Annotated in this window: 13 protein-coding genes; 10 read left to right on the top strand and 3 right to left on the bottom strand. The window is 42.7% G+C overall.

Features of this window, described 5'->3' with window-relative positions:
* Positions 1–97 precede the first annotated feature (97 nt).
* Complete coding sequence (locus MKY52_RS03905; RefSeq protein ID WP_042124617.1) at positions 98–637, bottom strand: NADPH-dependent FMN reductase; 540 nt, start codon at positions 635–637, stop codon at positions 98–100.
* A 280-nt stretch (positions 638–917) separates the two neighbouring features.
* Here MKY52_RS03905 and MKY52_RS03900 point away from each other — a divergent pair, with 280 nt between their 5' ends.
* The 3 genes from MKY52_RS03900 to MKY52_RS03890 all read left to right on the top strand — a co-directional run bounded on the left by MKY52_RS03900 (position 918) and on the right by MKY52_RS03890 (position 4748).
* Positions 918–1445: a MarR family winged helix-turn-helix transcriptional regulator gene (locus MKY52_RS03900; protein WP_341049952.1), complete on the top strand. Its 528-nt coding sequence runs from the start codon at positions 918–920 to the stop codon at positions 1443–1445.
* Positions 1381–2592 carry an MFS transporter gene (locus MKY52_RS03895; RefSeq protein ID WP_341049950.1) on the top strand — a complete coding sequence of 404 codons (1212 nt, stop codon included), beginning with the start codon at positions 1381–1383 and terminating at the stop codon, positions 2590–2592. The genes MKY52_RS03900 and MKY52_RS03895 overlap by 65 nt, the downstream gene beginning before the upstream one ends.
* A 386-nt stretch (positions 2593–2978) precedes the next feature.
* Complete coding sequence (locus tag MKY52_RS03890; protein ID WP_341049947.1) at positions 2979–4748, top strand: M3 family oligoendopeptidase; 1770 nt, start codon at positions 2979–2981, stop codon at positions 4746–4748.
* Here the strand turns inward: MKY52_RS03890 and MKY52_RS03885 are convergent.
* Entirely contained in the window at positions 4745–6325 is a 1581-nt protein-coding gene (locus MKY52_RS03885) for a bifunctional metallophosphatase/5'-nucleotidase (RefSeq protein WP_341049944.1), read from the bottom strand. The genes MKY52_RS03890 and MKY52_RS03885 overlap by 4 nt on opposite strands.
* A 172-nt stretch (positions 6326–6497) precedes the next feature.
* Here MKY52_RS03885 and MKY52_RS03880 point away from each other — a divergent pair, with 172 nt between their 5' ends.
* The 7 genes from MKY52_RS03880 to MKY52_RS03850 all read left to right on the top strand — a co-directional run bounded on the left by MKY52_RS03880 (position 6498) and on the right by MKY52_RS03850 (position 15091).
* Positions 6498–7475: a phosphate/phosphite/phosphonate ABC transporter substrate-binding protein gene (locus MKY52_RS03880; RefSeq protein ID WP_076283973.1), complete on the top strand. Its 978-nt coding sequence runs from the start codon at positions 6498–6500 to the stop codon at positions 7473–7475.
* Positions 7476–7606: 131 nt separating this feature from the next.
* Positions 7607–8389, top strand: a complete 783-nt coding sequence (gene phnC, locus MKY52_RS03875; RefSeq protein ID WP_149646544.1) for a phosphonate ABC transporter ATP-binding protein — start codon at positions 7607–7609, stop codon at positions 8387–8389.
* Between the two features lies 1 nt (position 8390).
* Complete coding sequence (gene phnE / locus MKY52_RS03870) at positions 8391–9182, top strand: phosphonate ABC transporter, permease protein PhnE (RefSeq protein ID WP_042185358.1); 792 nt, start codon at positions 8391–8393, stop codon at positions 9180–9182.
* A complete protein-coding gene (gene phnE, locus MKY52_RS03865) occupies positions 9179–9982 on the top strand; it encodes a phosphonate ABC transporter, permease protein PhnE (protein ID WP_341049941.1) in 804 nt (267 codons plus the stop codon). Before phnE (MKY52_RS03870) ends, phnE (MKY52_RS03865) begins: the two co-directional genes overlap by 4 nt.
* A gap of 170 nt (positions 9983–10152) precedes the next feature.
* Positions 10153–10884, top strand: coding sequence for a ZIP family metal transporter (locus tag MKY52_RS03860; RefSeq protein ID WP_076299193.1), 732 nt, complete (start codon positions 10153–10155; stop codon positions 10882–10884).
* A 46-nt stretch (positions 10885–10930) separates the two neighbouring features.
* Positions 10931–12274 carry an O-antigen ligase family protein gene (locus MKY52_RS03855; protein ID WP_341049939.1) on the top strand — a complete coding sequence of 448 codons (1344 nt, stop codon included), beginning with the start codon at positions 10931–10933 and terminating at the stop codon, positions 12272–12274.
* A 261-nt stretch (positions 12275–12535) separates the two neighbouring features.
* Complete coding sequence (locus MKY52_RS03850; RefSeq protein WP_341049937.1) at positions 12536–15091, top strand: S-layer homology domain-containing protein; 2556 nt, start codon at positions 12536–12538, stop codon at positions 15089–15091.
* 90 nt (positions 15092–15181) lie between these two features.
* On the opposite strand, the gene MKY52_RS03845 is transcribed toward MKY52_RS03850, so the two are convergent.
* Positions 15182–16171 (bottom strand): aldo/keto reductase, encoded by a 990-nt coding sequence (locus tag MKY52_RS03845; RefSeq protein ID WP_445671011.1) that lies wholly within the window; start codon positions 16169–16171, stop codon positions 15182–15184.
* Positions 16172–16250: the final 79 nt, after the last annotated feature.

Below are 16250 nucleotides of genomic sequence, written 5' to 3'. Positions count from 1 at the left end.
ACACAAAAAATACACCCCTTAGAATCGACCGGACAAACCATAGGTTTATCAAAGTCTATTCTAAGAGGTGTATTTCATAATATTAAAGCGGGTGATCTTAACGAAGCGTCTTGAGCGCACCGCTCCAAGCCAATACTTGATCAAGCATGCCGTTTACATTGGTAAGGTGCAGGTCCGCTGGTTTGAACACAGAACCGTTCTCGAAATCAGTGAACAGGGACAGGGCTGGATGTACACGAACGTCTGCTACAGACAGTTCTCCCAAAATTCCACGTAAATGCTCAGCTGCACGAGCGCCACCTACAGAACCATAACTCACGATACCCGCTGCTTTGTTGTTCCAAGCTTCACGCGCGTAATCGAGTGCATTTTTCAGTGATGCGGAAATACTGTGGTTGTATTCTTGAACGATAAATACGAAACCGTCTAACGTAGCAAGCTTTGTATTCCAAGCGGTTGCTTGTTCAGTGGCATCAACTTCTCCCATTAGTGGAAGTTTGAAGTCCGCGATATCTACGATCTCATAATTAGCATCTCCACGTGCATCTGCTACTTTTTTAACCCATTCCCCTACTTGTGGGCTTAAACGACCTTGACGAGTACTTCCCAGAATGATTCCGATGTTTAATTTAGACATTGTTTGTTCCTCCTCGATTTTTGTTCTACCAAATAGTTTGTCTAGAAATCCCATGAATTACACAACCTTTAAATAAATAATATTAAGCGTGTTACGCTCTAGTTGTCTTTAAGTTAAGTATCTTTAACATGAGATAATAATACCGTGTTTAGTTTACTTTGTCAAGCAACTTAATAATAGTTAGTTTATAATTTTGTCTCACCTTTACAAAATTAGTTGTCTAGAATATAATTGTTTAAGCAACTATTAAAAAGAAGATGAAATGAGAAGAGGTCTGATCATGACGACAAAGCATAACCAATCCGAACTTACGTTAGGATTTATGATGGGAACGACCTATCGTAAATTAAGCGCGTTATTCCAAAATGGGCTAAAGGAATATGATATAACACCTGAGCAATGGTCAGTTCTTTTTCAAGTCGACAGAACGGAAGGGCTGATTCAGAAGGATATCGCGAAGCGTTCGGGTAAGGATAAACCAACTACGACGCGAATTCTGGATCACTTGGAGGGAAAAGGACTGGTCTATAAAAGAACCGGGGAGAATGATCGGCGTTCTTTTAAGGTTTATATTACGGAAAAAGGAAGAGCTCTGATTAAGGAGACCTTTCCTATTGAGGATCAAGTCACAGATGAGATTATGAACTGTATTTCCAGTGATGAATATGAGCTGCTCATGGGGTTGCTGCTAAGAATAAACAATCATATTGATCAAATAAATGATGAGAGTAGGAACATAAGTTATGCCAGAACAACAAGAACTACGTACGAAACTATGGACCAAGTCTTTTATTGCTTTAACGTTTAGTGCTTTATTTTTATTTATGAATTTACAGATGCTGCTATCTTCATTTCCGTCTTATGTTAAAAGTGAATTTCAAGCCGGTGATATTATGGTCAGCTTGGTTACAAGTGTATTTGCGCTAACTGCGATTGCTTCACGTTTTATGACTGCTTTTCTGATGCGGAGGGTTAGCCGCAATGTACTACTATATATTGGTTTAGCCATCGCGGCCGCCATAACCGGTCTTTATGTGGTAGCAGACTCAATCGGGTCACTATTGCTGATGCGGGTAGGCTATGGCATTGGGTTTGGGATAGCCAGTACGATTATTCCCACGATTGTTTCACAGATTATTCCTAGCAAAAGAATGGGCGAAGGGATCGGCTATTTCGGCTTATCAACCAGTCTTGCAATGTCCATTGGTCCTATGATTGGTTTGAACGTAATGAAGCAATCGGGGTTCGGAACACTGGCGATGATCGGAACATTCACCTTGCTTCTTGCCTTTCCAGTCCTATTGTTCTCACGTTCGCTTCCAGCTGTACCGAAAAAACAGCCTATCGAGCAATCCATTACACCATCCAAACCACTCAAGGTTCCTTTTAATACAAAGTTAGTATTGCCTGCAATACTGAATGTCTTACTCGCGATCACTTATGGTGGATTACTTAGCTTTATCGCTTTGTTCGGCGAAGCGGTACATTTAGAGCAAGTGGGTTTGTTCTTCTTATTTAACGCGATTACGATCATCATTATTAGACCTATTTCCGGCAGACTATTTGATAAAAGAGGACCCGCTGCTGTTCTGATTCCCGCAGCGGTTTGTGTCGTCGCGAGCTTAACGGTGCTCTCGTATACAACATCCATGCCCATGCTCATTATATCCGCATTGCTCTATGGACTCGGCTTTGGAGCTATTCAGCCAACTATACAGGCTTGGATGCTTCGGACATCTACACCTGCACAGTATGGCATGGCGAACAGTATGTTTTATAACTCAACAGATTTAGGGGTAGCCAGTGGGGCCATTATTCTTGGGGCAATCTCGGCGGCATCCGATTATGGGATGATGTATCGTTATTCTGCTGGGTTCATGGTGCTGTTTCTAATTGTTTATATTGGGATTCAGATTACTAAGGCCAGAAATAACCCTTCAGCTTTAAGCCAATAAGAGATGATTTCAGATTAAGCTAATCTTTAGGTACTATTCATATCGTTTTAAGCTAAGGGGGGTATAGTAATCACATAACCCCCTTAAATATAGACCTTGACCCTGCCGGACGTTGGCAGGGTCCTTTTTTTGTTGATGAAGAGGACAGAGATCTGTAGATTAAGCCAATCTTTATCTACTATTCATATTCTTTTAAGCTAAGAGGGTTATAGTAATCACATAACCCCCTTATAATATAGACCTTGACCCTGCCATACGTTGGTAGGGTCCTTTTTTTATGTTCTTGCGCCATCCCGAAAACATAGGTAGTATACAGATTTTATCCACTAAGGACGGTATAATGAAGAAATTAGGGATGGCCAAAGAAGTAGAGGAGAGGTTCACAAATGAATATGACATGGAATCTGGATAGCTTATATCCTTCCTTTGAGTCAGAGAAGTTAAAAGGGGATCGTGAGCTACTCGGTCAACTTATTATAGATTTAAAAACCTGGGCTGAGGGCAATCTAAAGCTTGAGGGTGTTTCCGTCGCAGCGATCGAGGACTTTCTAAGACTCTACAACGATTATAAAAGCGTATATGTATGTTTATTAGCCTATGCAGAGTTAACGCTTAGCGCAGACAGCAGTTCTGAGGAAGCCATGAATCTTGCTGATGATATTGAACATTTGAGCTCAGAGATTGCTGGGGTAGTTGCGGGTTTTAAACGATGGATTAGCACTTGTGAACACATAGATGAGCTTATCGTTAGCTCAACTTATCTTCTGAAACATCAATTTTATTTAAAGGAGCTTCTTCTGCAATCCCGTTATGTGTTAAATGAGGAAGTGGAAGTTGCGATTGCCAGAATGCAGAGCACGGGTTCCAAAGCGTGGGGAAGGCTCTACATGGAGAGCGTATCGAGTACACTTGCAGATGTGGTAGTACAAGGGGAAACTAAGAAAGTAACGCTTGCGGAACTAAGGAGTATGGCCTATGAGAATAACGCTACATTAAGAAAAGCGGCTTATGAAGCCGAGGCTGAAGCTTGCAGTCGTATTGCTGGGGTTTGTGCAGCTTGCATGAATGGAATAAGTGGTGAGGCGCTAACGATTTATGGCATGCGTGGATATCAATCTTCTCTGGAAAAGGTGTTAGTGGCATCGCGAATGGACAGTGAAACTTTATCGGCAATGCTCGCCGCTCTTCAGGAGAGTTTGCCAGCTTTTCATACCTATTATCAAAAGAAAGCCGAACTGCTGGGACATTCCACAAAGCTGCCTTTTTACGATATTTTTGCACCGATTGGCGAAGAAAGTGTGAAAATCTCTTACGAAGATGCACAAAAAAGAATTGTCTCTAGCTTCGGAACCTTTAGTGAGGAATTGGCCAATTTAGCTCAAAAGGCTTTTGATCAGCAATGGATTGATGCAGAACCTAGAGCGGGTAAGGGTGGATATGGGCTCTGCATTGATATTTTTCCGATAGGCGAGAGCAGAATCATGACACAGTTCACTGGAAATGCTATAGATATTAGTATTCTTGCCCATGAGCTCGGCCATGCATATCATAGCTCCTGTCTGGGAAAAGAAACGATGCTGAACACAGATTATCCGATACCGATTGCCGAAACGGCTTCGATCTTTTGCGAGACGATCGTAAATCAGGCACTACTCACTAGTTCGACCAAGAAGGAAGCGCAGCTTCTATTGGAGAGAAGTATTTCCGATGCCGGGTATTATCTTGTAGACTTCTATGCTCGTTATTTATTTGAGCTTAAATTATATGAGAGAAGAACCTCGGGTCCGCTTCCAGTTCAAGAGCTGAACGAATTGATGATCGCTTGTATGGTGGAAGCATACGGTGAGAGCATTGATCCTGATACGATCCATCCTTACATGTGGATGAACAAGGCCGGATATTTTATGGCTGGTTATGAATTTATGAACTTCCCGTATTCTTTCGGACTGTTATTCGCTAAAGGACTCTACGCAGAATATTTAAAAAAGGGCGAGGAGTTCGTCGCCCGGTATCGTCAGTTCCTTAGTGCTACCAGCAAGCATAATATTGCAGATGTAGCAAAGTTTATGGATATTGATGTACACTCCATTGATTTTTGGAGAGGTGCTTTAATGCTGATTGAAACCGATATTGAGGCATTCATCAGTACGACCTAAACAACTCTCCAGTTGTGATCACAGGTAGCTTCAATTTGGCCGCGTTTTTCAATGTAATTCGTGACAATTTCAGACATGTCGATCAGTACTTCTTTGACAATCGGCTTGCCCTTATACATCTCATAATCTCCACCGCCGCTTGCTCTATAGTTGTTCATAACAACATCATATTCCTTAGAGTCCTCTACAGGCTGTCCACGATGCAGCAGATGGAGGACTCTTTTGCCTACAGGTTTATTGATATGAAGCTCGTAGTGGATGCCTTCCCACATATCATAATTGTAATGTTGCGATTTAGGTTCTACATAAGCAGGGTTAACCATTACATTTCCCTCTAGATCCTTTTGAAAATAGTTGGCGGTTTGTTCCAGTGCCTCTCTTATATCTTGTCCGGTCAGTCTTAGCACAGTTAGCGTGTTAGGATAAATGAAGTTGGAAAGAATATCTCTCCGGGTAATGGTGTTACTGAAGCCCTTGCAATCGTTGCTGAGTAAAGCTGCTGTCGAAATCTCTACACCTGTAGCCTCCATTTGTACCTTATTCATGAATTCTATAAAGGGATGGTCAGCCAATCGGCATTCATCTGCACTAGAAATAGAAAGGTCACCGGTAACTGTACCTATTCTCTCATCCAACCAGGCTTCAGTTTCTGATTCAAGCGTGCTGCTAAGCTCTAGAATTGTATCATCTACAGCGGTCTTGTCGTCTACAGCAAGGAGTTCGGCTTGTTTACTCTTAATCTTCCAACGTTCGTTTTCTTTTTGAAAGACTACTGAAATCTTACCGAGGGAATGTCCATTACAACCAGGCTGTATGATCGTCACACCATTTAGCTCACTAGCTATGAAGCGATGCTGATGTCCGGTAATTAATACATCTAAGCCTTCAACCTCTGTGCACATTGCATAGGCTTGATTCTCTCCAGTTAGTCTCTCTACAGGTTCACCACTAAGGAGGTCGCGCTCGAACCCGCCATGATAAGCTACAACGAGTAAGTCGGGCTGTTCTTCTTCTCTAATAGTGGCACACCAAAGCTTTACAGTCTCTAACGAATCCTTGAATTGAAGTCCTTCTATATGGACAGGATTCTCCCAGTGGGGAATGTAATGTGTGGTAACTCCTAGAATAGCTACTTTGATTTTTTTGTCTATCCATTTGATGATATAGGGTCTACCAAATGCAGGTTTACATGTCGCGCGATCTATAATTCCAGCAGATAACCAAGGGAATTTGGAATCCAGAATGGCTTTATTAAGCAGTGGCTTACCAAAATTAAATTCATGGTTACCAATAATTGCAGCGTCATATTTCAATTCATTCAATGCAGCTATGCCTGGATTTAGTTCGTCACTGTACTGTGTGGCTGCATAATAAGCTAGCGGTGTACCTTGAATAAGATCACCGTTATCGAGAAGTATTAGCTCCGGACAATGGGATCTTTCTTGTTTAATAAGGCTAGCAATGGTTGCTAAGCCTTTTTGTCGTTTCTCACCCGTGCGGTAATCAATGGGCCCTAAATGCCCATGTAGATCACTTGTTATGAGGATTTCGCAGGTTAAGGTGTTGTCTTTATTCATGGGTAGCCTCCTACGGATAATAAGTTCAGACCTCATTCTATCAGATAATTTGGAAATTTTAAGAGATTAAAATAAATTTTACATATATTTAATAGTTAGAGGCCTTAGATTTAATACAAAATATTTATAGTCTAGAAGTACTAAAAAAAAGAGAACAGTGGAGGTCTTTCGTTTGAGAAAAATAAGTAAATTCGTATTGCCGCTAATGATGTCTATTACTTTGCTTAGTGGTTGTGGTGCTAACAATACTACCAATACTGCAAACCAAGGATCGACGGATGGAGCAAATGCACCGAAGGAAACGGCAGCTCCTGTAGCAGAGGGTTATGTTCCAGAGAAGCTCACAGTACAATTTGTCCCTTCCCAAAATGCGGATACGCTCGAAGCTAAGGCGAAACCTCTTGAAAAATTACTGGGTGATAAACTCGGTATTCCTGTAGAAGTAAGTGTCTCTACTGATTACAACACTGTTATCGAAGCTATGGCTTCCAAAAAAGTAGATTTAGGTTTCCTTCCTCCAACAGCTTACGTATTGGCAAAAGAAAAAGGAGCTGCTGAAGTTATTCTTCAAGCTCAACGTTTTGGTGTAAATGATGAAACGGGTGCTCCGACAGATGAATTGGCTGACTTCTATAAATCTATGATTATTGTTAAGAAAGATTCTGCGATCCAATCCGTTGCCGATTTGAAAGGCAAAAAAATCGCTTATCAAAACGTTACATCCTCAGCAGGTTTTGTATGGCCGGCTGCAACACTAATGGATGCAGGACTTGATCCGTTGAAGGATGTACAAGCTATCACGGTTAAGGGACATGACCAAGGCGTACTTGCTGTACTGAACGGTGATGTAGATGCCGCAGCTATTTTCCAGGATGCTCGTAATATAGTCGTTAAGGATTATCCGAAAGTATTTGAAGATACTCGTGTTCTCGCCTTTACTGATAAAATCCCTAACGACACGATTTCGGTCCGTTCAGATATGAATAAGGAATGGATTGAGAAGATTCAGCAGGCGTTTATTGATATCGCTGCTGACAAAGAAGGACATGAGATTATCAAAGATATTTACTCGCATGAAGGCTATGTGAAGTCGCAAGATAGCAACTTTGACATTGTTCGTGAATACAACAATAAAGTAAAAACAGAGTAGTTCAGGCCGTTCAAGGATACAACGATGTTGGTGTATAACAGGAACTAAGGATAGCCAGCTCCGGATTCCCCCCCCCGGACTGGCTATCTCTTTTATACGAATATACGAAAACACAAAAAGGAATGATTTTCATGATAGAGCTTCGTAATGTGTCCAAGACGTATCTAAACGGAACCAAAGGCTTAAACAACATTAACCTGACTATTCCAGCTGGAGAATTTGTAGCTATTGTTGGTCTTTCGGGTGCTGGAAAGTCAACCCTGCTACGTTCCATTAACCGGCTTCATGATATTTCAGAAGGCGATATTCTTATAAATGGGCAATCCATCACGAAGGCAAAGGGAAGCCAGCTCCGAATGATCCGTAGAAATATTGGAATGATCTTCCAAAGCTTTAACTTAGTCAAACGTACGACGGTGCTTCGTAATGTATTGGCAGGGCGGGTCGGCTATCATTCCACAATACGGACGATAATTGGCAAATTCCCACAGAAGGATATTGATTTAGCCTTCGAGTCTCTCGATCGGGTCAATATTGCTGAGAAGGCCTACACACGTGCAGATCAACTATCTGGAGGTCAGCAGCAGCGCGTGGCTATTGCTCGTGTTCTTGCGCAGGAGGCGCAAATCATCCTTGCAGATGAACCTGTCGCTTCACTGGATCCACTGACGACCAAGCAGGTTATGGATGATTTGAAAAAGATTAATATGGAGCTTGGGATTACGACCATCGTGAATTTGCATTTTATCGACCTCGCTAGAGAATATGCCACCCGGATTATTGGGCTCCGGGCAGGAGAAGTGGTCTTCGATGGTCCTGTATCCGAGGCCACCGATGAGAAATTTGCTGAGATTTACGGCAGACCGATTCATCAGGATGAGTTGTTAGGTGAGCCTGTAAGCGGAGGCATGTGATATGAGTGTGAATGCAGAGAAGTTACATCCCAAACCACCAAGGAAGATAAAGCATTATTTTACAGCTATTATATTAGTAGTATTACTGTGGAGAAGTGCGGTCTTGACTGATTCATCCATTGGAGAGCTGATCTCCGGTCTGCCAAATATGCTGGATCTGCTTAAGGAAATGTTCCCTCCAAACTGGGGGTATTTTGACAATATTATAGATGCGATGCTGGAGACGATCCGGATGGCATTGGTCGGTACAACGTTTGGTGCCATTCTGGCGGTTCCCATTGCCCTGCTGTGTGCAAGCAATATTACGCAAAGCCGATGGCTTCATTATCCGGTACGTATGCTGTTGAATTTGATCCGCACAATTCCCGATCTACTGCTGGCTTCTATTTTTGTCGCTATTTTTGGCCTCGGTGCGCTTCCGGGAATATTTGCTTTGACGGTATTTTCGCTAGGGCTGATCGCCAAGCTTACCTATGAATCGTTGGAGACGATTGAACAGGGACCATTGGAAGCAATGACTTCAGTCGGAGCGAATAAGACTCAACGAATTATGTTCGGCGTCATTCCGCAGGTACAGGCTCATTTCATGTCTTATGTGTTGTATGCCTTTGAGATTAATGTCCGTGCTGCAGCAGTTTTAGGTTTGGTAGGCGCGGGTGGAATCGGCCATTACTATGAAGTGACATTAGGCTTTTTAGAATACGATAAGACTTGCACCATCATCTTGTTCACATTAGCAGTAGTCTTGATTATTGATTATGTAAGCACTAAGCTGCGGGAGAAATTAATATGAGTAAATCATGGAATACCCTAGTCCCCAAACCTCGTAAAAATCGTTTCCGATGGCTGATTTATGTAGCATTAGCGGCAGTGTACATCTGGGCTTTTTCGGGAGTGCCGTTTAATGGATTTAAAGAAACCGCCGGGATCATTACTAAGGCCATTTTTGCCGGGATATTCTCACCTGACTGGGCCTTCGTTTATTTACCAGATGGGGAGGATCTGCTTCGAGGATTACTTGAGACGTTAGCTATTTCAATTTTAGGGACTTTTATCTCGACCTTCATATGTATCCCCTTTGCTTTTTGGGCTGCGGTCAACATGAGCAAGGGAAAGGCGATTTCGGGCTCCGGCAAGCTAATATTAAGCTTTATACGGACATTCCCTGAGATCATTATGGCTTTGCTGTTCATCAAGGCTGTTGGGCCGGGTTCATTTGCGGGTGTACTGGCACTAGGACTGCATTCCGTCGGCATGCTCGGCAAATTGTTCGCGGATGAGATTGAGAATATTGATAACGGTCCACTCGAAGCCTTAATCTCTTCTGGTGCCAGCCGCATGCAGGTGTTATGGTTTGCTGTTTTGCCGCAGGTATTGCCAGGCTTTCTATCTTACACTTTATACAGATTCGAAATTAACGTTCGCTCAGCTACGATTCTGGGTGTGATTGGAGCAGGCGGAATTGGCACACCGTTAATCTTCGCCCTCAGTTCACGGAATTGGGACCGTGTCGGAATTATCCTGCTAGGTATCATTGCGATGATTACGATTATTGATTTGATTTCCGGCATGATTCGGAAGAAGCTAGTGTAACTGAATCGCGTAATTACATGTTAGACAAAGACCTCCTTAGGGTATGAATAGAACCTATGGGGGTCTTTTTATGATTAGCGCACTATTCGGAAAAGCTATATAGAAGTAATAATACTTTTTGTGTTAACATATGTTGGTCTATCCGAACTTGTACCAAAGGAGTTGAAAACTTGGAAACTGCGCTTATTGGCAGCTTTGTATCAGCAATGGCTACGGTGCTTGGAGCGTTTCCGATCCTGTTCGTGAAGAGGTTATCTGAGAAATGGAAGGACGTTCTCGTTGCTTTTACTGCAGGTATAATGGTATCGGCTTCTACATTTGGACTCATGCCGCAAGCGATTAAAGAATCGGGGATTATCGCATTAACCTTGGGCCTGATTACAGGAGTTCTACTGCTTGATTTAATTGAAAAGAACATCCCGCATATCGACGTGGAGAATAAACCCGGATATACCAATATGGATTCCAAGGCGTTGCTCGTTTTGATTGCGTTGTTCATTCACAATATACCAGAAGGTCTTAGTACGGGATTCAGTTATGCTAGTGAGCAAGCGAGTCTGGGTCCCACCGTGGCCATAGCGATTGGTGCACAAAATATGCCTGAAGGATTGATTCTCGCAGTCTTTCTGATGAACTCTAGAACAACTAAGTTAAAAGCATTGGGAATCGTTACGCTTACCGGACTTATGGAAATGGTATCTGCGGTTATTGGGTATTTTACGGCGAGTTACCTACAGAATGTAGTGGGCTATGGTCTTGCTTTTGCCGCCGGGGCTATGCTATTCATCGTCTACAAGGAACTTATTCCAGAGAGTCATGGTCATGGTTACGAACGGCCTTCGACGTATTCGTTTATCTTTGGATTGTTAATTATGGTGTATATCACGCAGATATTTGGGTGAATAGGGTAGAAGGGATTCTAGTGAATCCTGTCGAACAAGAGTAGTTATGATGACAACACATAAACTTGAAAAGCTACCTTTTTACACCTTACTTATTTTTATCGTTGCTGGATCTATTGGAGCGGGGTATTTTTATACCCGTTCCTTTTTGGCGTTGACTGCTGTGCTCTATGGAGTAACGGCCCTGTATATTATTAATGCTAGAAAGCTTACGCTTCTACCGATCCATGGCTTCTTACTTGCATTCATTCTGTTATATTGGCTTGCAGTAGGAAGTGCTGTTGATCAAGAACAGGCTGTGCTGGAAGCGATCAAGGTCTCCTTGCTCTTGCCCGTATCCTTATTATTCTCAAGTCTCTCTGGGAAAAGGCGTGATCAGATCTGGGTGACTTGGGTCTGGAGTGGCGCAGGATTAACTCTTTGGGGGCTGGTCTTTGGTTTATTTCGGGAGGAACGGCTGGAATCGACGCTGGGATATGCGAATGTTTTTGCTGTGATTGTTGCGGCGGGAATGGCAGCGGGCTGGCGTGCTTTTATGCGCTCAAATCAAAAAAAGTATGTTGTGCTGTGTTTAATACAGCTATGTGGATTATTATTGTCGGGCTCTAGAGCGGTACTGATCCTGATTGTGATGGGGGCCATCGCCTTTGTATGCATAAATAGGAAGAACAAACCTACAGCGCTGTTAGGTGGTGGAGCACTAATCGTTCTAATCCTGGTGATTGTTGCGGGAATGATCATGAACAGCGGTGGAAGCGTCCGAGAAATGACTTGGAATGCTTCGGAGTTTGAGTTACGCCGTATTTATTGGTCAGATGCTTTTCAGTTATGGAAAGAGCATTGGCTGGCAGGTATTGGCGGTGGCGGTTTTGCAATTTTATACCCGTCTGTGTATGTGAAATATGTACATCAACAATTTTTGCAGGTTGCATTGGATGCCGGAGTGTTCGGGGTATTGGTGTTCATCGCTATGATTGGTTCTGCGTTAAATGTGGCAATGCGTCAAGGACGAAAAGGTGTTGAGGTAATCCTAGCATTGTTACTATTCTGTGCCCATCTGGCATTCGATATTGATCTGGCATATCCTCTCGTATTCGGGTTGTTTATTATGCTGCTGACCAGTATGGAGATGGAGGGATATAAGCAGAAGGAGTTTCAACTAAAACGATTGTTATTTGTATCTTGTGCGATATTCGGAACTATCATTTCTTGCTGTTTGGTTTGGATGATTGTTGGATATACGCAACTTGTCAAGGGAGAATCGGCAATTTCCGAGGGCAACTGGAGTAAGGCAGAAAAAAACTTGCAATTCGCAGAAGAAATTCTTCCGTGGTCTCATGAGGTACATTATCAATTAGCGGCTTTTTATTCGCATCTAGCGAAATTGTAAGGGAACAAGGCGCACCTAGAAAGGGCTATAGAAGAACTCACAATCGCCTCCTCTATGACTCCGGACAATAGAAGGTATATAGAGATGTTGAAGAAAGTGGAGAATAGTCGATAATAGCATGATTTATATGAAAAAATACATTGTTATTTGTTAGATTCTACCTTAATATAGGGAAGTATTTCCAACACATACATATTTAGAATAGGAGGAGTTTATCTGCGAAACACCATTCGCAAAATTAGCGCTTCACTAGCAGTTCTAATGCTGCTAACCTTAACGGCCCCGGTATTGACCTATGCTGCTAGTATGCTGAAAGTGTACTATAACGCAACAACAGGTGAAATTTCCGGGGTTATTTACTCTGATCAGAAGGACATTGATTTAGTTCTGGATCAAGGAGGAGAGAAATATCAAGTACCTTCGTCGGTACTTGGAGAGGTATATCATTCCGAAAGTAATAATCTATATTGGGCTGATGTTAAAGGAACTATTGCTCCAGGTCTACAGCCAGGGAATGCCATCGTTACGGCGGGGGATACAAAAGATTTTGCTGCAAGTGTGACGGGTAATGTGTATTCGTTTGCAGATGAACCATTGCCTCCAATTATTCAGTCTTGGGGTTCATGGATTAATATTGATAAAAGCTCAGCGGATGTCCATATTTCTTGGGAAAAACCAAACAGTATAGGAATCTTATTTTACAATGTTTATAGCAAAGATAAGCTGATTGCAACGACTAAAGAGACATATGTTACGATTCCCGATCTACCTTATCATTCCATGCAAGAATTCAAGGTTACTACAGTAGATTTGTTGGGCCGAGAGTCTGCTTATTCCACGCCCCGTACTTTACGTGTTTCAGGAGCCATGAATGAGGCTGAATTTCTTTTTAGTGGAAAAGAGGCTGGATATGCGCTTCAACCTAGTGATGAGATCGCTACCTTGAAGTTATCGGGTGATTCGCAAAATGGAACAACAAAAGGTTGGAATAGCTTACAACTTTCTTTCGGGGGTGTTTATTCAGAAGGTAAATTTTCGCAATTAACGGTCGATAAAAATGAAGTTAATGCTTCTGATTTTGAATTGGTCGCAGATGATGGAGCTATCATTTCGGTGAATTATCTTCATAATTTTGATGGTTATTTCTTCTTTATTTTCGATGAAGAACTTAAAATGGATAAACAGTATACGTTGAGACTCAGTTCGTCAGCTTCCGGTAAAGAGATTAAGCTGCCTGATGCGAATTCTCGCAAATTCAGTGCCTATTTGTACGTGGATGTATATAACAAGAATGTTAATGAATATTCTTATGACTACAGATACTCAGCAAACAATATCGTTATAGGTGATCCATATGCTCCTGCCAAGCCTACAGAGCTAAAAGCATCTGGCGATGGTGGTTTATATGTAACATGGGAAAGTAATAAGGAAGCGGATTTGGACGGATATTTGGTATGGCTTGATGGTAAGCTGCTTACAGAGAAGCCCATTCATCAAACTAGCTATAAAATTGAGGGATTAACGAATGGCACAACATATCATGTCAACGTTGCTGCTGTAGATAAAGTCGGAAATCGCTCTTTACAAGCCTATATCTTCCCAGTTCCGTTGGCTTCTGGTAACCCTAGTGGACCTAGTAATCCAGGTAGTCCTGGTGGAGGTGGCGGTGGAACTCCAACCGTAACCGATACAACGACTACAGCTCCTGTCTTAAGCGTGGTCGACAAAGCTGGAGTCACAAAGTCTCTCAACATTGTATTAAAGAGTGAGAACAACAAGGTGACGGTTTCCGTTGCAACTGACGTCAAACAATTATTACTACCTGTTGCAACAGCTGTAATTAATAAAGACAATGCACTAATTGTAACAAAAGATGATGTATCACTCCAAATTCCGGGTTCGGTTTTGGAACAGCTGAAGGGTTCCATTTCAGCAGAGCAATTGAAAAATGCGAGAATCTCAGTAGGATTCACTCCGATAAGTGCTGAAGATATCGCCAAGATTACAGGAAAATCAGCGAATACTGTAATTACAGTAGCTGGTGTAGCTTATGACTTTACGTTGTCACTCCTTACGACAGACGGTAAAGAGACAAAGCTTACTCAGTTTAATGCTCCAATTACCCTGAAGTTGAAAGTGAACGAAGGTAGTAACTCGAAATTGACGGGTGTCTATTACTTGAGTGAACAAGGGGAACTACAATATATTGGTGGTCAGCTGGATAATGGCTATATAACAGTAGTTATTAGTCACTTCAGCAAATATGCCGTACTGCAATATGATAAATCGTTTAGTGATGTTCCTTCTACACATTGGGCATCTCAAGCGATCAAATCTATGGTAGCACAGCAGGTGGTAACTGGAACAAGCGACACTACCTTCTCACCGAATCAGCAGGTTACACGCGCTGAATTTGCAGCTTTTATTGCTCGTAAATTGAACTTGAAAGCTACTGGAGCAAGTCGGTTTGCTGATGTAGCTTCTTCCAAGTGGTATGCGGATGAAGTAGCAGCAGTAACTGAAGCGGGAATTGTTAGCGGCCAGTCAGAGGCGAAGTTTGCGCCTGAGCGTACGATTTCCCGTCAGGAAATGGTTGTGATGTTGATGAAGGCTTATGTCTACAAGAACAACACGACCTTGAATGCAGGAGAGTCAGATCGTCCGTTTGCTGATGGTTCGGATATCGCAGAGTGGGCTAAGCCTTATGCTACTGCCGCACAGAAGCTTGGATTCTTGCAAGGAAGCAATGGCAATAAGCTCGAGCCTCATAAGAATGCTACCCGTGCTGAAGCGGTACAATTGATTTCTAAACTCTAATCTAAAAAGTTTAAAAAAAACGGCCAATGAAGTGCCAGAGCAGCTTAAGCTGCCTGACCTCATTGGCCATCTTTATGGTTTAATCTATAATTATCCTCGCAAAATCGTCTCGATTTGCTCCAGCTCTTCTGCGCTTAGCTCCGGTGCATTCAAGGAAGCGACTGCATCTTCAATCTGGCTCACCTTACTTGCGCCGATCAGAGCAGAAGTGACTTTACCTCCCCGGAGTACCCAAGACAACGCTAGCTGAGACATTTTTTGTCCACGTGCAGCAGCAATCTCGTTCAGTTTGCGAACTTTAGCGATCTTCTCTTCCGTAATGGCATCTTCGGACAGGAATACACTTGGTCCAGCAGCGCGAGAATCAGGAGCAATTCCGTTAAGATAGCGGTCGGTCAGAATGCCTCCTTGTAGTGGAGAGAACACAATCGATCCGATACCCTCCTCAGTTAATACATCCTGCAAGCCATCTTCAATCCAGCGGGACATCATGGAGTAGTTAGGTTGATGAATCAGGCATTGCGTTCCAAGTCGACGCAGAATTTGTGCCGCTTCGCGTGTCTGTTCAGGGTTGTAATTCGAAATCCCAACATACAGCGCTTTACCTTGACGTACAATAAGATCCAGCGCAGCCATAGTCTCTTCCAGTGGTGTATTCGGATCTGGACGGTGGTGATAGAAAATATCTACATAATCAAGGCCCATACGTTTCAAGCTTTGGTCTAGACTGGAGACGAGATATTTCTTGGAGCCCCATTCGCCATATGGACCGGCCCACATATAATATCCAGCCTTAGTAGAGATGACCATTTCATCACGATAAGGAGCAAGATCCTTCTTAAGGATTTGACCAAAGCTTTCTTCTGCGGAGCCAGCTGGGGGACCGTAGTTATTAGCGAGATCAAAATGAGTGATTCCAAGATCGAAAGCTCTTCTTGCCATGGCGCGACCATTCTCGAATAAGTCGTTTCCGCCAAAGTTATGCCAAAGTCCTAGCGAGATCGCCGGAAGGAGTAGACCGCTTTTTCCAGTGCGGTTATATTTCATATTGTCATATCTGGTAGCGCTTGCGTTATACATCATTATTTCCTCCTAAAAAGACTTATTTCTGATTACGTTACGTCCTTATTGTAGCGAAAGATCCCGGACAAACGTATGT

Origin of the sequence: Paenibacillus sp. FSL P4-0184 (genome assembly GCF_038004625.1) — a bacterium.
Taxonomy (GTDB): Bacteria; Bacillota; Bacilli; order Paenibacillales; family Paenibacillaceae; genus Paenibacillus_AQ.
Note: the sequence above shows the minus strand (reverse complement) of the source record. Positions and strands in the feature narration are given on the sequence as shown.